Raw genomic sequence first — 19,189 nt, forward strand, 5'->3', positions numbered from 1 at the left:
CGACCTTCTCCCAGCTGTGAACTACTTACTTCTTCGTCGACTCGACCGCGTGACCACCGAACTGGTTGCGCAGAGCAGCGATCATCTTCATCTGAGGCGAGTCGTCCTGACGCGACGCGAAACGCGCGAACAGCGACGCCGTGATCGCGGGCAGCGGCACCGCGTTGTCGATCGCCGCCTCGACCGTCCAGCGACCCTCACCCGAGTCGGCGGCAAAACCACGCAGCTGGTCCAGGTGCTCGTCGTCGTCCAGCGCGTTGACCGCCAGATCCAGCAGCCAGGAACGGATGACCGTACCCTCCTGCCAGGACCGGAAGACCTCACGCACATCAGTGACGGAGTCGACCTTCTCCAACAGCTCCCAGCCCTCGGCGTACGCCTGCATCATGGCGTACTCGATGCCGTTGTGAACCATCTTCGCGAAGTGACCGGCACCGACCTTGCCCGCGTGCACCGAACCGAAGTCGCCCGCCGGCTTCAGCGCGTCGAAAACCGGCTGAACCTTCGCCACGTTCTCGGCGTCGCCGCCGTACATCAGCGCGTAACCGTTCTCCAGGCCCCACACACCACCCGAAACGCCGCAGTCGACGAAACCGATGCCCTTGAGGCCCAGCTCCACCGCGTGCTTCTCGTCGTCCGTCCAGCGCGAGTTCCCGCCGTCCACGACCACGTCACCGGGCTCCAGCAGCTCGGCCAGCTCGTCCACAGTGGACTGCGTCGCGGCACCGGCCGGAACCATCACCCACACCACGCGCGGACCCTTGAGCTTGCTCACAAGCTCCTCAAGGCTGTGGACATCGGCCACATCCGGGTTGCGGTCGTAACCGATGACGGTGTGGCCTGCGCGGCGGATGCGCTCACGCATGTTGCCGCCCATTTTGCCGAGGCCGACGAGACCGAGCTCCATCAGAGATTCCTTAAGCGTCGTGGCGATTCGTACCCGAGACCGAGCCTACGCCCGGCCCGCAGAGGCCTCAGCCCGAGAGCCGCACCGGCATGATCAGGTACTTGTACGCCTCGTCCGCCTCGGCATCCACCGCGGGCCTGCCGCTCAGCAGCGCCGGCTTCGTCGACGTCGTGAAGGACAGCTGGGCCACCGGCGAGTCGATCGCGCTCAGCCCGTCCAGCAGGAACGTCGGGTTGAAGGCGATCGAGATGTCGTCACCGTCGAGGTTCGCGTCGACCCGCTCCACAGCCTGTGCATCGTCGCTCGAACCCGCTTCGAGGATCAGCACGCCCTGCTCGAAGCTGAGCCGCACCGGAGTGTTCCGCTCGGCAACCAGCGCCACACGCTTGACGGCCTCGACGAACGGGGCGGTCTCGATGACGGCGATCGAGTTGAACTCGGTCGGGAAGAGCGTCCGGTACTTCGGCAGATCGCCTTCCAGCAGTCGCGTGGTCGTACGCCGACCCGCGCCCTCGAAGCCGATCAGGCCCTCGCCCGCACCGGAGCTGGACAGCGCGATGGTGACCGTGTCACCGCTGGTCAGCGACTTGGAAGTGTCCAGCAGAGTCTTGGCGGGCACCAGCGCGACGGCGGACGCCTCCGGGTCCTCCGGCTTCCACATGAACTCGCGGACCGCGAAGCGGTAGCGGTCGGTGGACGCCAGCGTGACCCGGTCGCCCTCGATCTCGATGCGTACGCCGGTGAGCACGGGCAGCGTGTCGTCACGGCCGGCGGCAATGGCCACCTGGGCGGCAGCGGAGGCGAAGACCTCACCGGGAACGGTGCCGGTCGCGGTCGGCATCTGCGGCAGCGCCGGGTACTCCTCCACAGGAAGCGTGTGGAGTGTGAACCGCGAGGAGCCGCAGACCACGGTCGCCCGTACACCGTCTGTGGAGATCTCCACCGGACGGTTCGGCAGGGCGCGGCAGATGTCGGCGAGGAGCCGGCCGGAGACGAGAACGGTGCCGTCCTCCTCCACGTCCGCGTCGACCGAGACCCGGGCCGAGACCTCGTAGTCGAAGCCGGAGAGGCTCAGCGCGCCCTCCTCGGCCTTCAGAAGAAGGCCCGCGAGAACGGGCACCGGCGGACGGGCCGGAAGGCTGCGAGCCGTCCAGGCCACCGCCTCCGCGAGTACATCGCGCTCAACCCGGATCTTCACCGGAACCGCCTCCTGCTTGTTGCTGGCTCGCCCTGCTGGCCGTCGTGGTCTGGGGTCGTCTGGCTGTGTTGCCGGGGACCAGTCTGACGCACGGCACCGACACTCGGTGCGGCTCGGGGTCAAGTCGTGGCGAGAGGCGTCGCCGGCTCCGGGACCGAGTTGTGCACAGGGCCCTCTTCCAAGCGAATTCCGAGCTAACTCTAAGTGGGAGTAGTAGTAGGGCCTGTGGAAACGGTGGATAACCCTGTTTGCGCAGGTCAGACCCACTTTTTTGTCCACCGCGCCTGTGGGCGGAGCCCGTGGACAACTCGGGCTTTCTGTGGACGCCCGAAAGTTACACACACTCGGTGCACAGGCAGACGTCACTTCTCCCCAGCACTGTCCCCAGCTTTACCCGTGTTCCCCACAGCCCAACCAGCCTCCTTGGTGTGACCGCTTTCACTCGACCCGGTGAGGGCGCGTGTTTCGTTGCCGAACAGTGGACAGAGGTGTGGATTAGCTGTGCACAAGCTGGTCCAGCCTGTGGGTTGCCGGTGGACAACCAAGATCGCGCCCTGTGGACAGATTTCCTGTCCACAGCCTGTGGACGAAGGTTGACCACAATTCCACAACCATCTGACCTGGGGTGATGAAGTCTCAGGAACCGCACCTGTGGACCCAATCTGGACAACTTCTGGGTCCCCAGGGTGTGGACGGAACATCCTGCCCTGTTCTGTGGAGAACAGAGACCTGCGGGCGCGTATTCGAACACCCCGAAGGCACGGAACGACGAAGGGCGCCCGGGGAGTTCGTCCCCGGGCGCCCTTCGGACGGTGTTTCAGAGGGTGTATTGGCGGCGTGTCAGCCGTTCTTGATGCGGTTCGTGAGCTCGGTGACCTGGTTGTAGATGGAGCGCCGCTCCGCCATCAGTGCGCGGATCTTGCGGTCGGCGTGCATCACGGTCGTATGGTCGCGGCCGCCGAACTGCGCGCCGATCTTGGGCAGCGAGAGGTCCGTCAGCTCACGGCACAGGTACATCGCGATCTGCCGGGCCGTCACCAGCACCCGGCTGCGGGACGACCCGCAGAGGTCCTCCACCGTCAGCCCGAAGTAGTCCGCGGTGGCCGCCATGATGGCGCCCGCCGTGATCTCGGGAGACGCGTCCTCGCCGCCGGGGATCAGGTCCTTGAGGACGATCTCGGTGAGGCCGAGGTCGACCGGCTGCCGGTTGAGCGACGCGAAGGCCGTCACCCGGATCAGCGCGCCCTCCAGCTCGCGGATGTTGCGCGAGATGCGGGACGCGATGAACTCAAGGACCTCGGGCGGAGCGTTGAGCTGCTCCTGCACCGCCTTCTTGCGGAGGATCGCGATGCGCGTCTCCAGCTCGGGCGGCTGTACGTCGGTGGTCAGGCCCCACTCGAAACGGTTGCGCAGCCGGTCCTCCAGCGTCACCAGCTGCTTGGGCGGCCGGTCCGAGGACAGCACGATCTGCTTGTTGGCGTTGTGGAGCGTATTGAAGGTGTGGAAGAACTCCTCCTGCGTCGACTCCTTGCTCGCCAGGAACTGGATGTCGTCGACGAGCAGGATGTCCACGTCGCGGTAGCGCTTGCGGAAGGCGTCGCCCTTGCCGTCGCGGATGGAGTTGATGAACTCGTTGGTGAACTCCTCGGAGCTCACGTAGCGCACCCGCGTGCCGGGGTAGAGGCTTCGCGCGTAGTGCCCGATGGCGTGCAGCAGGTGCGTTTTGCCCAGGCCTGACTCTCCGTAGATGAAGAGGGGGTTGTACGCCTTGGCCGGCGCCTCGGCCACGGCGACGGCGGCCGCGTGAGCGAAGCGGTTGGACGAGCCGATGACGAAGGTGTCGAAGAGGTACTTCGGGTTGAGGCGGGCGTGCGGTTCGCCGGGGCCGGGCGTCGAGGCCTGTGCGGCCAGCGGGCCGGGGACGCCGCCGGACTGCATCGAGCCGGGCTGCATCGAGCCGGGGCCGCCGCGGTGCGGGGCGGACTGGTCCTGGTGGTCGCGGCGCTCGGGGCGTTCGTGACGCGGCGGCTGGTCGTAGTGCGGCTGCTCGTACTGCTGGTGCTCGGGCGCCTGCTGCCGGTAGTCGTGCTGCTGGGGGCGGGTGGCGTACGGGTCGCGTTCCTGGAATCCGCCGAGCCGCTGCTGCTGCCAGCCGTGGTCCTCCTGCTGGCGGGGCCAGGAGCCCTGGTCGTGGCGGGGCTGGCGGTAGTCGGGGTAGGCGGGCCTGGCGGTCGGCAGGTCGTCGGGCTGCGGCCGGTGTCCGTAGGTGTCGTACTGCTCGTGCTGGGGCTGCTGCTGCTGCTGCTGCGGGGCGGGCTCCCCGGCGGAGTCGTCGACGGTGATCGCGATCCGGATGGGCCGGCCGCACTCGCGGCTCAGCGTCTCGCTGATGAGCGGTGCGAGCCGGCCTTCGAGTACGCGCTTGCCCCATTCATTGGGTACCGCGAGCAGCGCCGTGTCGGCGACCAGGGCGAGCGGCTGGCAGCGCTCGATCCACTGTTTGTCCTTGGGTTCGATGCCCTGCTGGCCCTCTCCGAGGAGATGCTCCAGCACTCGTGGCCACACTGCGGCAAGATCGGCAGGTACGTCAGCCACAGGGCACGCTCTCTCACAGGTCCCACGAATGTGTGGTTCTTGGGACGGGATGGGAAGGACAGGCAAGGACACAACGGATAAGAATCCAAGTTCATGCACGGTAGTCGCGGGTCATCGCGTGCATCAAGTTGTTGTCCACAGCCTGTGCACAGTGGACCCTGGTGAAGGGTCGGTTTGACCGGATGGCGTAGCCGCGCGTACCGTGACCAGGTCGAGTTGTCGATGGCTGCTGCCGCCTGCCTCCGATGGGCAATGATCACGGTCTGTGATCGTGAAGCGGTGCACACGGGCGTTGCGAGCTTCCTCGTGGGCGCACGGTGACAGCCAGGCGATGCCCCGCCACCACACCACTTCTGGAGCCCCCGAGTGAGCAAGCGCACCTTCCAGCCGAACAACCGTCGTCGCGCCAAGACCCACGGTTTCCGTCTCCGCATGCGGACGCGTGCCGGTCGCGCCATCCTGGCGACTCGCCGTGGCAAGGGCCGCACGCGCCTTTCCGCCTGATCACCTACAGGTCATGACGTGCTGCCTACCGAGAATCGGCTGAGGCGGCGCGAGGACTTCGCGACCGCGGTACGCCGAGGACGCCGGGCCGGACGCCCGCTCCTCGTTGTCCACCTACGAAGTAGCGGCGCCACGGACCCGCACGCGCCTGGGGAGAGCGTTCCCCAGCCGCGTGCGGGTTTCGTCGTCAGCAAAGCCGTTGGCAATGCTGTCGTACGGAACGTGGTGAAGCGCAGGCTTCGCCACCTTGTCCGCGACCGTCTGTCGGAGCTGCCCCCCGGTAGCCTGGTTGTCGTACGGGCATTGCCCGGATCAGGCGATGCCGACCATGCACAGCTGGCCCGAGACCTGGATGCCGCTCTTGAGCGGCTGCTGGGAGGGGGCGCGCGATGAAGTACCCGCTGCTGGCTCTGATCAAGCTGTACCAGTGGACGATCAGTCCGTTGCTCGGGCCTGTCTGCCGGTACTACCCGTCGTGCTCCCACTACGGGTTTACGGCTATCGACCGGCACGGTGCGGTCAAGGGCACGGCCCTGACCGCCTGGCGCATTCTGCGGTGCAATCCGTGGTCGCCGGGCGGTGTGGACCATGTCCCGCCGCGCACACGTCCGCGTTGGCACGAAGCGCTGCGCAATGCGTGGAGCGGCGACCGCGGCAGCAAGGGCGGGCAGCACTCCGCCGCTGAGATCAACCCGGCCGCAGAGACCTCGCCCAATGCTCAAGGAGCCTGATTAGTGGACACGATTGCCAGTCTGTTCAGCTTTATCACCACCCCAGTTTCGTGGGTCATCGTCCAGTTCCACACGATGTACGGCGCGGTCTTCGGGCCTGACACGGGCTGGGCCTGGGGTCTGTCCATCGTGTCCCTGGTGGTGCTGATCCGGATCTGTCTGATCCCGCTGTTCGTCAAGCAGATCAAGTCGACGCGTGGGATGCAGGCGCTCCAGCCTGAGATGAAGAAGATCCAGGAGCGCTACAAGAACGACAAGCAGCGTCAGTCCGAAGAGATGATGAAGCTGTACAAGGAGACGGGTACCAACCCGTTGTCCTCGTGCCTTCCCATCCTGGCGCAGTCGCCGTTCTTCTTTGCCCTGTACCACGTGCTCTCGAGCATCGCCTCGGGCAAGAACGTCGGCGTCATCAATGACTCGCTGCTGGCGAGCGCGCGTGAGGCGCACATCTTCGGCGCTCCGCTGGCCGCGAAGTTCACGGACAGCGCGGCGGACATGGTGCAGTTCGGCGCCTCCCTGACGGATGTCCGTGTCATCACCGCGATCATGATCGTCATGATGTCGGCGTCGCAGTTCTACACGCAGCGCCAGCTGATGATGAAGAACGTCGACCTGACGGTCAAGACGCCGTTCATGCAGCAGCAGAAGATGCTGATGTACATCTTCCCGGTGATGTTCGCCGTCATGGGCATCAACTTCCCCGTGGGTGTCCTCGTCTACTGGCTGACCACCAATGTGTGGACCATGGGCCAGCAGATGTACGTGATCCGCGGGAACCCGACTCCGGGCAGCAAGGCGCAGGGCGATCTGCTCGCGCGGATGCAGAAGTCGATCGTCAAGCACGGCAAGGTCCGCGGCCGGCGCGAGCGCAACGTCATCAAGGTGATCGCGGCCAAGGGCCGTGAGCGCAATGAGGCCGAGCGTAAGTTCGTCAAGGGTCTCGGGATGGCGCGGCTGACCATCCAGGAGGATGGCACCGTGGCGAAGGGCGAGCCCGAGGTCGAGGCCGAGGACGGTACGACGTCGGAGTCCGGCGCGAAGCGGCAGCAGCCCAAGCGGCTGACCAAGGCCCAGCGCCAGGCTGCACTCACCGAACCTGCGGCGAAGCCTTCGCTGCAGAAGGAAGAGCCGCAGGACGACAAGCCCAAGACGGCCGGGAAGCCTTCTTCCGGTTCCGCACGCCAAGCCAAGTCCGGGCAGCGCAAGGGCCAGCAGCGGCCCAAGCACCCGTCCAAGAAGTAATAAGGAGTCCATCCCGTGACGGAAGGCACCATCTCCGCGCCCGCTGAGGGTGTAGACACCCTGACCCGCCTGGAGCAGGAGGGGGAAATCGCGGCCGATTACCTCGAGGGTCTGCTCGACATCACCGACCTCGACGGTGACATCGACATGGATGTCGAGGCCGACCGGGCCGCGGTGTCGATCATCAGCGACACGGGCAGCCGTGATCTGCAGAAGCTCGTGGGTCGTGACGGTGAGGTGCTGGAGGCACTTCAGGAGCTGACGCGTCTGGCCGTGCACCGTGAGACGGGGGACCGCAGCCGGCTGATGCTGGACATCGCGGGCTTCCGGGCCAAGCGGCGTGAGGAGCTCGCAGAGCTTGGCGCGAAGGCTGCGGACGAGGTGAAGGGCACCGGTGCGCCGGTGAAGCTGGACCCGATGACGCCGTTCGAGCGCAAGGTCGTGCATGACGCGATCGCGGCCGCTGGTCTGCGCAGTGAGTCCGAGGGTGAAGAGCCCGAGCGCTTCGTCGTCGTTCTCCCGGCCTGATCGGCCTGTTTATCTGTCGGCCCCGTCTGTTCGCAGGCGGGGCCGATCTTTGTCAGCCTGTTAGTCAGCCATCAGTTCGGTAGCGCGGTACGGAAGGACGGTCCCCGTGACGGAGGAAGCAGAGCTTCCCCAGGCGCCTGAAGAGGCACGGGCGGTATTCGGAGAGTACTTTCCAGCGGCCGTCCGGTACGCGGAGCTCCTCGCGGACGCCGGCGTCAAGCGAGGCCTGATCGGTCCTCGTGAGGTGCCGCGGTTGTGGGAGCGTCACTTGCTGAACTGCGCGGTGCTCTCCGAGGTCGTCCCTGAAGGTGTCACGGTCTGCGACGTCGGTTCAGGGGCCGGGCTTCCGGGCATTCCGCTGGCGTTGGTGCGTCCGGACCTGAAGATCACGCTGCTGGAGCCGTTGCTGCGGCGTACGAACTTCCTTCAGGAGGTTGTCGAGCTGCTGGGCCTGGACCACGTGACGGTGGTGCGTGGTCGTGCGGAGGAGGTCCTCGGGAAGCTGCCGCCGGTTCATGTCGTGACGGCGCGGGCTGTCGCGCCGCTGGACCGGCTGGCGGGCTGGGGGGTTCCCCTGTTGCGTCCGTACGGGGAAATGCTGGCGCTCAAGGGTGACACTGCCGAGGAGGAGCTCAAGAGCACGCGTTCCGCGCTGAGCAAGCTCGGTGTGGTGAAGACGGAAGTGCTGCAGGTGGGTGAGGGTGTGGTGAATCCGCTGTCCACGGTGGTGCGTGTGGAGGTGGGGGAAAGCCCCGGCGGGGTGCGGTTCGCGGCGAAGCGGGCGAAGGCCGCACGGCCGTCGCGTACGCGACGGCGGCGTTGATCTGCCCTGTTTATCAGCGATGCTCCATACAAGCTGCCATACGTACGCATCGCGGAGTGTCGTGAGGGTGTAGGCGCACCGCCGGTGCATCGTGTTTCACGTGAAACGTCGCTCTCTGCTGCATGGAATCATCAGCCGCGGTCGTGCGGCTGCCGTATCGCGCGACCGCTGGCCCACGAGGGGTACGGAGTTGTCCACAGAGGTGGATTCCTCCACAGAAGAACGGGCCTCGCTGGTTCATGACCCCGAAAGCATGGCAGGCTCTGTGCATTGCGAGCCTGAAGTCGAGGAGAGTGAATCCTTGCGGTCCGACGCCAACATCGCGGGACCGATGACCGACCCGGTCCCCGGTCCCCGATCCGAATCGGTGGGGGAGGATGTTTCACGTGAAACACCGCCCCCGATGGACGACACCCCCATTGGTCGTGCTGCCCAGCTGGCGGTAGAAGCTCTCGGCCGTGCCGGCGAGGGTCTTCCCCGTCCTGAGCAGACGCGCATCATGGTGGTGGCCAACCAGAAGGGTGGCGTCGGGAAGACCACGTCGACGGTCAACCTTGCTGCTTCGCTCGCGCTGCATGGCGCGCGCGTCCTGGTGGTCGACCTCGACCCGCAGGGCAACGCTTCCACGGCGCTGGGTATCGATCATCACTCGGAAGTTCCGTCGATCTATGACGTTCTGGTGGACAGCAGGCCGCTCTCGGAAGTGGTGCAGCCGGTCCCGGACGTCGAGGGTCTCTTCTGTGCTCCAGCGACCATCGATCTCGCCGGTGCGGAGATCGAGCTGGTGTCGCTGGTGGCACGGGAGAGTCGCCTGCAGCGGGCGATTCAGGCGTACGAGCAGCCGCTGGATTACATCCTCATCGACTGCCCGCCCTCGCTTGGCCTGCTGACCGTCAATGCGATGGTCGCCGGGGCGGAGGTGCTGATCCCGATTCAGTGCGAGTACTACGCGCTGGAGGGGCTGGGGCAGCTTCTTCGGAACGTGGATCTGGTGCGGGGGCATCTCAACCCGGACCTGCATGTGTCGACGATCCTGCTGACCATGTACGACGGAAGGACCCGGCTCGCCTCTCAGGTGGCCGACGAAGTGCGTACCCACTTCGCCAAGGAAGTGCTCAGGACGAGCATCCCGCGGTCCGTTCGTATCTCCGAAGCGCCGAGTTACGGGCAGACCGTACTCACCTATGACCCGGGATCCAGTGGATCGCTTTCGTATCTGGAAGCGGCCCGTGAGATCGCGCTGCGGGGTGTTGGGGTGCACTACGACCCGCAGCATGCCCACTTGGGCAGCCAGAACAGCGAGCAGAGCATGTCGGAGGGGATCCAGTGAGTGAGCGACGTAGAGGATTGGGACGTGGGCTCGGTGCGCTGATCCCGGCCGCTGCGCAGGAGCATTCGGGCCCGCCCGTAGGGTCGGCTTCGACGTCTCCTGGGGCCGTGCCGGTGCTGACCGCGGAGCGGGGGGTGGCGGCCGCGAAGGTGACTGCGCTTCCCGCGAGTCCCGTTTCACGTGAAACGGGGACTCCCGGGCAGGTGCCGCAGCCGGATCCGGCGGGGCCCGCCGAGGTGGCCGGGGTTCACTTCGCGGAACTTCCGCTGGACTCCATCAAGCCGAATTCGCGTCAGCCACGTGAGGTGTTCGACGAGGACGCACTCGCGGAGCTGGTCACGTCCATCAAGGAAGTGGGGCTCCTCCAGCCCGTCGTCGTGCGGCAGCTGGGGCCCGAGCGCTATGAGCTCATCATGGGCGAGCGTCGGTGGAGGGCCTGCAGGGAAGCCGGTCTGGAGCGGATTCCGGCGATTGTCCGGGCCACGGACGACGAGAAGCTTCTGCTCGACGCGCTGTTGGAGAACCTGCACAGGGCGCAGCTGAATCCGCTGGAAGAGGCTGCGGCGTACGACCAGCTGCTGAAGGACTTCAACTGCACGCACGACCAGCTGGCGGACCGGATCGGGCGCTCGCGTCCGCAGGTCTCCAACACGTTGCGTCTGCTGAGGCTGTCGCCGTCGGTGCAGCGCCGGGTCGCGGCAGGTGTGCTGTCCGCCGGGCATGCGCGGGCCCTGCTCGGTGTGGAGGACTCCGAGGAGCAGGACCGGCTGGCGCATCGCATTGTGGCCGAGGGGCTGTCGGTGCGTGCGGTCGAGGAGATCGTCACTCTGATGGGCTCACGTCCGCAGAGCTCTCCCAAGTCGAAGGGGCCGCGGGCGGGTGCCAGGCTGTCGCCGGCTCTGTCGGGTCTCGCCTCCCGGCTCTCCGACCGGTTCGAGACTCGGGTGAAGGTCGACCTGGGGCAGAAGAAGGGAAAGATCGTCGTCGAGTTCGCTTCGATGGACGATCTGGAGCGGATCCTCGGGACGCTTGCTCCCGGTGAGGGGCGGGTCCTGCAGAAGGGGCTCACCGAAGAGGACGGGAACGGCGACGAGAGCTGAGCTCTGGCCGAGAGCTGTTTGCAGGGCGGGCCGTGTCCGGAGCAATCTGGAACACGACCCGCCCTTTGCTCTCTCTCGGTATCCGTCCGGTGGCGCGGTGGATACGATGCGTTCTGGTACGGCGCATCCACCTTGGTTCACTTTGAGAGGGAGGGCGGGGGCCATGCGATCGGTGAGTCGCAGCCAACTGGTGACAGCGGGTCTGAGTGTCGGAGCGGTCGGCGGGTTCGTCGGAAGCCTGCTCCGGGAACGGGGCGCTTTGGCAGCTGCCCGTGACGCGGCAGGGGAAGGAAGCGAGGAATATCCTTCATGGGACGTCGGCTCGTACCGCTCACGCTGGACAATCTTCCGGACCTCCCCAAGCGCTGCCGGTCCTGCGTCTTCTGGGAACTTGATCCGGTCAGTGGAGAAGCAGCGGTAAAGGCGGGCACTCCTGAGCTGGAGAAGGAAGCCTGGATCTCGGCTGTCCTGCTGGAGTGGGGGTCGTGCGGGCGATTGGTGTACGTCGACGAGGTTCCGGTGGGCTTCGTGCTGTACGCGCCGCCGGCTTACGTACCGCGGTCGACGGCCTTCCCGACCAGTCCGGTTTCGCCGGACGCTGTGCAGCTGATGACCGCATGGATCATGCCCAGCCATCAGGGGCAGGGGCTGGGGCGCGTGATGGTGCAGACCGTCGCCAAGGACTTGCTGCGGCGGGGATTCAAGGCCATCGAGGCTTTCGGTAACGCCCGCTGGACGGAGCCGGCTTGTCTGCTGCCGGCGGAGCATCTGCTGTCGGTCGGCTTCAAGACCGTACGCCCGCATCCGCTGCATCCCCGGCTGAGGCTGGAGCTGCGGACGACGCTTTCCTGGAAGGAAGATGTCGAGCTGGCCATCGACAAGCTGCTGGGTGCGGTTCAGAAGGAGCCGGTGCTGCGGCCGCTGTGAGAGCTGAAAAACGTGTGTGGGCCCATCCCGTCAGGGATGGGCCCACACACGTTTCACGTGAAACAGAAGCCGGCGGTCAGGCCTTGGTGGCCTCTTCGCCGATGAACTCCTGGAGGTCACGCAGGAGCGCGGCCTTCGGCTTGGCGCCGACGATGGTCTTGGCGACCTCGCCGCCCTGGTAGACGTTCAGCGTCGGGATGGACATCACGCCGTACTTGGCTGCGGTGCCCGGGTTCTCGTCGATGTTGAGCTTGACGATCTCGATCTGGTCGCCGTGCTCGGCAGCGATCGCCACGAGCGACGGGGCGATCTGGCGGCACGGACCGCACCAGGCGGCCCAGAAGTCCACCAGTACGGGCTTGTCGCTCTTGAGGACATCCTCCTCAAAGGACGCGTCGGTCACGTTCTTCAGGTCGCCGGCCACGGCAGTCTCCTTAACTTCAACTTCGGGTGGGGTGTGGGGTGGGGCGGGACGATCAGGCAGCGGCGGTCTTCTCGGGCTCGGCCACCTTGTCGGTGTCGGCGAGAGCGGCCAGGAAGCGCTCGGCGTCGAGTGCGGCCGAGCAGCCGGTGCCGGCGGCAGTGATGGCCTGCCGGTAGGTGTGGTCGACGACGTCACCTGCGGCGAAGACACCGGTGAGGTTGGTGCGGGTCGACGGCGCGTCGACCTTCACGTAACCCTCTTCGTCCAGTTCCAGCTGACCCTTGAACAGTTCGGTGCGCGGGTCGTGGCCCACGGCGATGAACAGTCCGGTGACGGGCAGCGGAGTGACCTCGCCGCTCTTGGTGTCCCGCAGGGTCAGGCCCGCGAGCTTCTGATCGCCCTGGAGCTCGGCGACCGAGCTGTCCCAGGCGAACTTGATCTTCGGGTCGGCGAAGGCGCGGTCCTGCATGGCCTTGGAGGCACGCAGGGTGTCCCGGCGGTGGACGATGGTGACGGACTTGGCGAAGCGGGAGAGGAAGGTCGCCTCCTCCATCGCGGTGTCGCCGCCGCCGACCACGGCGATGTCCTGGTCCTTGAAGAAGAACCCGTCGCAGGTGGCGCACCAGGAGACACCGCGTCCGGAGAGCGCGTCTTCCTTGGGGAGGCCCAGCTTGCGGTGCTGGGAGCCCGTCGAGACGATGACCGCCTTGGCGCGGTGGACCGTGCCGGCGGTGTCGGTGACGGTCTTGATGTCGCCGGTGAGGTCGACGGACACGATGTCGTCCGGTACGAGCTCGGCGCCGAAGCGCTCGGCCTGTGCGCGCATGTTGTCCATCAGGTCGGGGCCCATGATGCCGTCGCGGAACCCGGGGAAGTTCTCCACATCGGTGGTGTTCATCAGAGCACCGCCTGCGGTCACCGCGCCCTCGAACACCAGCGGCTTCAACGACGCACGCGCGGTGTACAGCGCGGCGGTGTAGCCGGCGGGCCCGGAGCCGATGATGATCACGTTTCGGACGTCGCTCACGGGTTATTTCCTCGTCTCTGCGGACTGCCTGCTGCCTACGGGGTGCCTGTCTAGGACTCTCACCCCACCCAACGGATCCTACGGGGCATGCATTCCCGAGGTTTCCGGCCCCATTCGGGCCCGAGGTCAACGGCGGGGGTAGGCCTGTGTCAGCAGAATCTCACCCTTGGCGGGAGGAGCCGCACCGTCACACGCGGCATCGACGACGTAGGCCTGCACCCGGGTGGTGTCGGTGGCGTGCGGAAGTACAAGGAGAAAGGCCTTCTTGCCGTCGTACGTCCCCTGCTCCGCGGCGAGCGGCACGGTGTTGCGGCCGGTGCCTTCCTGGACGCACGGGGGCACCGGCAGATCGGTTTTCCGCAGTGGCGTGTGGGACTCGATGCCCATGGAAGGGGCGTTCTCGGTCGTCTCTCCCTGGCCCGGCGGCTGCTTGTCGATCAGGCTTTGGACCCGCTTCTCGAGGGCGGTAGCGGAGAACGTGGGGCCCGTCTTCTTTGTGGCGGAGAGGCTCCTGTCGGCGGAGGCGTCCTTGTTGTCCGGTGACTGGAGGGTCTGCAGCAGGAGCGCGCCCATGCCGAGGGCGGCGGTACCGAAGAGGGCGCCGATGACCGTGTGGCGTCGACGGCGCTTTGCCTTGTTGTCCCGGCCGGGCCCGGTGGTCGCACGTGGGTGACCGGCGGGGCGGTCCGTGGGGGCCGGTTCGGCGTGGTGCGGTGCGGGCGTTGTTTCACGTGAAACACGCGCGGTCTCTTCGTGCGACGTGGAGTCCAGGAGCGCTTCGGCGGCCAGGGCGGCGTCGATGCGGCCTGCCACGTCGGCAGGCATGCGGTGCGGGCCCGGCAGGGTGCCGAGCAGTCCGCGGATCTCGTCCAGGGAGGTCTGTACGTCGGAGCACAGCGCGCACTCGTTGAGGTGCCGGCGTACGTCGGCCGTGCGGGAGGGCGTGAGGAGGCCCTCGGCGAGGTCGGAGATCTCCGAGACGTCCGGGTGCTGTGCTGTGTCGGCCCTGCCGCCCGTCGATGTCATGCGCGTCCACCTCCGCCCTTCACAGCTGCAGGATCACTCGGTCCCGGATCCTTCGGTCCTGCGTTCTTCGGTCCCGACGCCGGTGGGACGGATGCGCCGGGCGTCCGGTTCCTTCCCCCGTCGGCGTCCTTGTTACCCCCGGCATCGGTGCGCAGATGAGTGAGGAGTGGCAGGAGCCGGGCGCGGCCGCGCGCGCAGCGGCTCTTCACCGTCCCGGTCGGCACGTCGAGGACGTGGGCGGCCTCCGCGACCGGGTAGCCCTGCATGTCCACGAGTACGAGTGCGGCGCGCTGCTCGGGGGGCAGGGTGGCCAGGGCGGCGATGAGCTCTCTGTGGAGGTCCTGGCGCTCCGCGGGGGCCTCGGCGGACTCGTGGGGTTCCAGGAGCTGGTCCAGGCGGTCCGCGTCGTCGACCGGCGCGGTCTTGCGGGAGGCTGCCTTGCGGGCCCGGTCGAGGCAGGCGTTGACGGTGATGCGGTGGAGCCAGGTGGTGACGGCCGACTGGCCGCGGAAGGTGTGGGCGGCGCGGTAGGCGGACACCAGGGCGTCCTGGACCGCGTCAGCGGCCTCCTCGCGGTCGCCCAGGGTGCGCAGGGCCACGGCCCACAGCCGGTCGCGGTGGCGACGTACGAGCTCACCGAAGGCGTCGGGGTCGCCTTTGACGTGGGCGGCCAGGAGGTCCTGGTCGCTTGTGGCGCTGAGCGCGGCGTCGTCCAACGGTGAGCCCCCTCCCCCTGGTGTACCGGTCAGCCCGTGACCTTGATCTCTGAGATTCCGCCACGGAAGGTGCTGGATCCCTCGGGCGGCAGTTCGGTGATGTGGATCAGGATGTACCGGGTACGGACCGGCTTGTCGAGCGTGGCTTCCAGCTTGCCCTGTACACGCTCGAGTTTGGTGATCCGCTGCGAGAAATCGGAGACGGCGGCCGGATCCGAGGCGTCTTCGCCGGCGGCGAGCACTTCGACGGTCTGCCCGCTGCGGTACATGTCGGAGTCGATGCCGGACACGTCCTTGACGCTGCCGAGATCGACGATGATCCCGCTGCCGTCCTTGCGATGCGGGAGATTGCCGAAGTTGGCGAACCCTTGGTAGTGCGGGGTGATCCAGGCGGTGCTGGTCTGGCCGTCGATCGTGTTCGGTACGTCCTCCGGCTCTATTCCCGAGCCGTTCGGGGCGAACACGGTGGCGTCGGAGATGCGCAACGGCTTCGGGTCCGGCTTCTTGGGAGCCTCGTCGTCGTTCGGCTGCGAGGTCTTCGTCTCGCCGGAGCCCTGGCCACGGTCCAGGAGGGTGTCCGCGAGCTGCCAGCTGCCGAGGCCGAGCGCGGCGATGAGCAGAGCGGCCACGCTCCACTTGAGGGCCTTGCCGGTGCGGCCCTGGAGCGGGCGAGGGGGTACGGCGGTGACGGCCTGGGTCGTGGGAAGGCCAGGGTGCGGGCCCGGCCGGCCGTAGGTGCCCTGCTGGTAGGTGGTGCGCTGGTATTCGGGCAGCGCGGTGAAGGTGGGCTCCGGCGGGCGGATGCGGGGCATCGCGGCGACGGCCTTGGCGAGCTCGTCGGGGGTGGTGCAGGGCGGTTCCTGGCGTGAGGCGGTGGCGCCGTCGTTGACCAGGGCCCGCATGGCGAGCTCGGACAGGCCCCGGTGGATGCCGGCGCGCACCTGGTCGGGGGCGATCAGGCCGACGCCCTTGGGGAGCCCGGAGAGGCCGTAGGCGTCCCTCTCGTAGGGCCAGCGTTGTGTGAGGGCGGCGTAGAGCAGGGCGCCGATCGCTTCGGTGTCGCTGCGCTGAGGGCGGTCGGAGGTGATGCCGCGCAGGGCGGCGTTCACCGCGAGGCCGCGGATGCGGTACTGCCCGGAGGAGGTGCGAAGGATGGCGCCGGGGGTGAGCTTGAGGTGGGCGAGGCCCTCACGGTGGGCGGCGGCCATGGCCTGGGAGATCTGGCTGACGAGCTGGTACGCCTCGTGGGCTTCCAGCGGTCCCGCGGCCAGGAGCGCGGTCAGTTCGGTGGCGTCGGGCAGCCACTCGTGGACGACGTAGACGAGGTCGTTCTCCTCCACCGCGTCCAGGACCTGCACGAAGCGGGGGTCGCCGAGCAGCGCCGACGAGCGGGCCGCGGCGAGTACGGATCTGGCGCGCGGGTGGTCCGCCGGCAGCAGATGTACTCCGACGGCGCGGCGGAGCTTCTCGTCGACCGCGCGCCAACTGCTGAATCCGTCCAGACGGGTGACGCATTCTTCGAGCCGGTAGCGTCTGGCGAGCTTGTGCCCGCTGTGCAGCTCGGGTGTGGCGACGGTGGGTTCGGCGTCGTGCTGCTCGCCTTCCGCGTCGCTCTTGCTGTCATCCGCTGGCTCCTGGGCTTTTGCCACCCCGTCGGCCGTGGCCTTGTCCGCCTTGGCGGCCAGCGGTTCGTCACCGCTGTTGTCTGCCACGTCGACGGCAGCCGTGCTACGTTCCGCCACCGTCGTTCCTGCCTCCCCATCCGTTGCGCGCTGTTGAACAGCCATGCCAATTGTGCCCACAGTCCGGCGCTATGCACGACACGCGGCGGCCGTAGATGGTTGTGCGGGGCCGCCGGGCCGATCAGCGGCCGAGGCGTCCGCGCACCATGCCGACCATGGCGTTGAGTTCCACGATCCGCATTCTCTTCGCGGCGAGGAAGAAGACTCCCAGGAGCACGATGCCGCCCGCGACGAGGGCCGCGAGTGATCCGAGGGCGTCGCTTCCCAGGACCCGCATGATGCCGAAGGCAGCGGCGCCGCCGAGGATCGCCGCCGGGAGGGAGGCGCCGGAGAGCCTGGCGTACGTACGCAGGACGTGGGTGCCGTCCAGGTCGCCGCCCAGCCGGTTGCGCAGGCGCCGCCAGGCCACTCCGACGCCGATGGCGTAGGCCAGGCCGTAGGAGGCGGCCATGCCGACCACGGCCCACTGGGCGGGCAGGACGAGGTAGCAGGCGGCCGAGGCGGCGGCGTTGACCGCGGCGACGATGACGGTGTTGTAGAAGGGGGTGCGGGTGTCCTCGTAGGCGTAGAAGCCGCGCAGGACGACGTACTGCACGGAGTACGGGATGAGACCGAGACCGAAGGCCATCAGGATGAAGCCCATGGCCTGGGCGCCCTGGTGTCCGGTGGACGCGAACAGCAGCGTGCACATGGGGACGCCGAGTGCCAGGAACGCGAAGGCGACCGGGACGATCGCGACGGCCGAGTTGCGGAGTCCCTGGGAGATGTCGTCGCGGACGGCGCCCGGGTCGTTGTCGTGTGCGGCGCGGGAGATGCGGGGCAGCAGGGCGGCCATGACCGAGACCGTGATGATGGCCTGCGGCATGCCCCAGATCAGCTGGGCGTTCGAGTAGGCGAGGATGCCCGCGCCGTCCCTGCCGGATGCCTCGCCCGCCGCGGTGGCGAGCTGGGTGACGACGAGGACGCCGGCCTGATTGGCGAGGACGAACAGGACCGTCCACTTGGCGAGCTTGACGGTCTTGCCGAGCCCGTGGCCCTTCCAGTCGAAGCGGGGGCGGAAGCGGAAGCCGGTCTCGCGCAGGTACGGGAGCATGGCCAGGGCCTGGACGGTGAGGCCGAGCAGGGTGCCGATGCCCAGCAGCTGGATGCCTTCGTCGGGAATGGTCTGGACGCCCATCCGGGATTCGGCGGAGGTGCCGTACACCCAGATGAACAGGCCGAACGTGGTGATCATGACGATGTTGTTGAGGACCGGAGTCCACATCATCGCGCCGAACTTGCCGCGGGCGTTGAGGATCTGCCCCATGACCACGTGCACGCCCATGAAGAAGATCGTGGGCAGGCAGTAGCGGGCGAAGGTGACCGCGACACTGTTGGCCGCCTCGTTGTCGGCGATCTCCACCGACATCAGCCGGACCAGCAGTGGAGCTGCGAAGACCGCGATGACGACGATGAACCCGAGCGCGACCATGACGAGGGTCAGCAGGCGGTTCGCGAAAGCCTCGCCGCCGTCCTCGTCGTTCTTCATCGCGCGCACCAGCTGGGGCACGAAGACCGAGTTGAGGCCGCCGCCGACGGTCAGGATGTAGATCATCGTCGGCAGGGTGTACGCCACGGTGAAGGTGTCACCGAGCAGGGCCGCGCCCAGCGCCGCGGTGATCACCAGGCTGCGTACGAAGCCGGTGAGGCGGGAGACCAGTGTGCCCGCCGCCATCAGCGCGCTCGACTTCAGCACACTGGCCGCGCGCCCGGCGGGCTTCTTGGCCGGCGCGGGGGCAGGGACAGGCTCGGGGGTGGCCGTGGGTGCGGGCTGCCCGGGCGCCTGCTGGTCGCGGTAGAGGTGGGCGAACGCGTCCTGCTCGGGGATCTGCTCACCGGCCTTGGTGACCAGGTCGTCCACGCCCACGAACTCGGTGGTCACGGGATTGTCCCCGTACGGCAGACGACGCGAGGGGCCGTCCGGCTCGGGCGGCGGGGTCTGCGCCCATACGTGGGGGTCCGGCGCGTACTGCGGCGCGGCCGGCTGCTGGTACAGCGGCTGCGGCTCCTGGTAGGTGCCGGGCGGCGGCGGGGGGTGCGAGGCGCGGTCGTACAGCGCCTCGGTCACCGGGTCCTGCGCGGAGAGGTCCTGGGAGCGGTACGGGTCGTGGCTGTAGGCGTCCTGGACATACGGGTCCGGGGCGGCAAAGGGCTCCTGGGCGGGCTCGGGCTGCTGCGGCGCCGGCACATGGCCTGCTGCCGGGGGCTCCGGGGGCACGCCCGGCGAAGGCGCGGTGCCACTCGCGCCCTGTCCACGGTCACCGTCGTACGGCGCGTTCACTGGTGCTCCCCTCGAGCTTCCTGTTCCGGCGAGCTGTGCCCCGATGGCC

The 19,189-nt window shown here is 67.7% G+C and carries 18 protein-coding genes; 9 read left to right on the forward strand and 9 right to left on the reverse strand.

Going from position 1 to position 19,189, the window contains the following annotated elements:
* Window positions 1-25: 25 nt before the first annotated feature.
* The 3 genes from gnd to dnaA form a co-directional block, all read right to left on the reverse strand.
* On the reverse strand, window positions 26-907 hold the full coding sequence (gene gnd / locus AC1P0E_RS17030; RefSeq protein ID WP_482743020.1) for a phosphogluconate dehydrogenase (NAD(+)-dependent, decarboxylating): 882 nt from the start codon (window positions 905-907) through the stop codon (window positions 26-28).
* 67 nt (window positions 908-974) lie between these two features.
* The gene (dnaN, locus tag AC1P0E_RS17035) at window positions 975-2,105 is read right to left on the reverse strand and encodes a DNA polymerase III subunit beta (RefSeq protein WP_482743021.1); all 1,131 of its coding nucleotides are present in this window, start codon (window positions 2,103-2,105) and stop codon (window positions 975-977) included.
* Window positions 2,106-2,945: 840 nt separating this feature from the next.
* A complete protein-coding gene (dnaA, locus tag AC1P0E_RS17040; protein WP_482743022.1) occupies window positions 2,946-4,700 on the reverse strand; it encodes a chromosomal replication initiator protein DnaA in 1,755 nt (584 codons plus the stop codon).
* A 366-nt stretch (window positions 4,701-5,066) separates the two neighbouring features.
* Here dnaA and rpmH point away from each other — a divergent pair, with 366 nt between their 5' ends.
* The 9 genes from rpmH to AC1P0E_RS17085 all read left to right on the forward strand — a co-directional run bounded on the left by rpmH (window position 5,067) and on the right by AC1P0E_RS17085 (window position 11,885).
* Window positions 5,067-5,204 carry a 50S ribosomal protein L34 gene (gene rpmH, locus AC1P0E_RS17045; RefSeq protein ID WP_078606731.1) on the forward strand — a complete coding sequence of 46 codons (138 nt, stop codon included), beginning with the start codon at window positions 5,067-5,069 and terminating at the stop codon, window positions 5,202-5,204.
* An 18-nt stretch (window positions 5,205-5,222) separates the two neighbouring features.
* Complete coding sequence (gene rnpA / locus AC1P0E_RS17050; RefSeq protein WP_079144545.1) at window positions 5,223-5,597, forward strand: ribonuclease P protein component; 375 nt, start codon at window positions 5,223-5,225, stop codon at window positions 5,595-5,597.
* A complete protein-coding gene (gene yidD, locus AC1P0E_RS17055) occupies window positions 5,594-5,935 on the forward strand; it encodes a membrane protein insertion efficiency factor YidD (RefSeq protein ID WP_482743023.1) in 342 nt (113 codons plus the stop codon). The genes rnpA and yidD overlap by 4 nt, the downstream gene beginning before the upstream one ends.
* 3 nt (window positions 5,936-5,938) lie before the next feature.
* A complete protein-coding gene (yidC, locus tag AC1P0E_RS17060) occupies window positions 5,939-7,177 on the forward strand; it encodes a membrane protein insertase YidC (RefSeq protein ID WP_482743024.1) in 1,239 nt (412 codons plus the stop codon).
* Window positions 7,178-7,192: 15 nt separating this feature from the next.
* Window positions 7,193-7,705, forward strand: a complete 513-nt coding sequence (locus tag AC1P0E_RS17065; protein WP_482743025.1) for a Jag family protein — start codon at window positions 7,193-7,195, stop codon at window positions 7,703-7,705.
* A gap of 106 nt (window positions 7,706-7,811) precedes the next feature.
* A complete protein-coding gene (gene rsmG / locus AC1P0E_RS17070) occupies window positions 7,812-8,528 on the forward strand; it encodes a 16S rRNA (guanine(527)-N(7))-methyltransferase RsmG (RefSeq protein WP_482743026.1) in 717 nt (238 codons plus the stop codon).
* Window positions 8,529-8,781: 253 nt separating this feature from the next.
* Window positions 8,782-9,858 carry a ParA family protein gene (locus AC1P0E_RS17075; protein ID WP_482745783.1) on the forward strand — a complete coding sequence of 359 codons (1,077 nt, stop codon included), beginning with the start codon at window positions 8,782-8,784 and terminating at the stop codon, window positions 9,856-9,858.
* Window positions 9,855-10,958 carry a ParB/RepB/Spo0J family partition protein gene (locus AC1P0E_RS17080; protein WP_482743027.1) on the forward strand — a complete coding sequence of 368 codons (1,104 nt, stop codon included), beginning with the start codon at window positions 9,855-9,857 and terminating at the stop codon, window positions 10,956-10,958. Before AC1P0E_RS17075 ends, AC1P0E_RS17080 begins: the two co-directional genes overlap by 4 nt.
* Before the next feature lie 309 nt (window positions 10,959-11,267).
* The gene (locus AC1P0E_RS17085; protein WP_482743028.1) at window positions 11,268-11,885 is read left to right on the forward strand and encodes a GNAT family N-acetyltransferase; all 618 of its coding nucleotides are present in this window, start codon (window positions 11,268-11,270) and stop codon (window positions 11,883-11,885) included.
* 76 nt (window positions 11,886-11,961) lie between these two features.
* On the opposite strand, the gene trxA is transcribed toward AC1P0E_RS17085, so the two are convergent.
* The 6 genes from trxA to murJ all read right to left on the reverse strand — a co-directional run bounded on the left by trxA (window position 11,962) and on the right by murJ (window position 19,140).
* On the reverse strand, window positions 11,962-12,309 hold the full coding sequence (gene trxA / locus AC1P0E_RS17090; protein ID WP_482743029.1) for a thioredoxin: 348 nt from the start codon (window positions 12,307-12,309) through the stop codon (window positions 11,962-11,964).
* A gap of 52 nt (window positions 12,310-12,361) precedes the next feature.
* The gene (trxB, locus tag AC1P0E_RS17095; RefSeq protein WP_482743030.1) at window positions 12,362-13,336 is read right to left on the reverse strand and encodes a thioredoxin-disulfide reductase; all 975 of its coding nucleotides are present in this window, start codon (window positions 13,334-13,336) and stop codon (window positions 12,362-12,364) included.
* 126 nt (window positions 13,337-13,462) lie between these two features.
* Window positions 13,463-14,362 carry a hypothetical protein gene (locus AC1P0E_RS17100; RefSeq protein ID WP_482743031.1) on the reverse strand — a complete coding sequence of 300 codons (900 nt, stop codon included), beginning with the start codon at window positions 14,360-14,362 and terminating at the stop codon, window positions 13,463-13,465.
* A complete protein-coding gene (gene sigM, locus AC1P0E_RS17105) occupies window positions 14,359-15,078 on the reverse strand; it encodes an RNA polymerase sigma factor SigM (RefSeq protein ID WP_482743032.1) in 720 nt (239 codons plus the stop codon). Before sigM ends, AC1P0E_RS17100 begins: the two co-directional genes overlap by 4 nt.
* A gap of 29 nt (window positions 15,079-15,107) precedes the next feature.
* Window positions 15,108-16,820, reverse strand: coding sequence for a protein kinase family protein (locus AC1P0E_RS17110; protein WP_482743033.1), 1,713 nt, complete (start codon window positions 16,818-16,820; stop codon window positions 15,108-15,110).
* Between the two features lie 121 nt (window positions 16,821-16,941).
* The gene (gene murJ / locus AC1P0E_RS17115; protein WP_482743034.1) at window positions 16,942-19,140 is read right to left on the reverse strand and encodes a murein biosynthesis integral membrane protein MurJ; all 2,199 of its coding nucleotides are present in this window, start codon (window positions 19,138-19,140) and stop codon (window positions 16,942-16,944) included.
* Window positions 19,141-19,189 lie beyond the last annotated feature (49 nt).

The organism is Streptomyces sp. TRD_SC_5, from assembly GCF_056836825.1.

What these genes read in the sequence shown, in the direction of transcription:
- AC1P0E_RS17075 (WP_482745783.1), top strand. Translation starts at nt 8,782, where the DNA reads ATGGCAGGCTCTGTGCATTGCGAGCCTGAAGTCGAGGAGAGTGAATCC.
- AC1P0E_RS17085 (WP_482743028.1), top strand. Translation starts at nt 11,268, where the DNA reads ATGGGACGTCGGCTCGTACCGCTCACGCTGGACAATCTTCCGGACCTC.
- gnd (WP_482743020.1), bottom strand. Translation starts at nt 907, where the DNA reads ATGGAGCTCGGTCTCGTCGGCCTCGGCAAAATGGGCGGCAACATGCGT.
- AC1P0E_RS17100 (WP_482743031.1), bottom strand. Translation starts at nt 14,362, where the DNA reads ATGACATCGACGGGCGGCAGGGCCGACACAGCACAGCACCCGGACGTC.
- yidD (WP_482743023.1), top strand. Translation starts at nt 5,594, where the DNA reads ATGAAGTACCCGCTGCTGGCTCTGATCAAGCTGTACCAGTGGACGATC.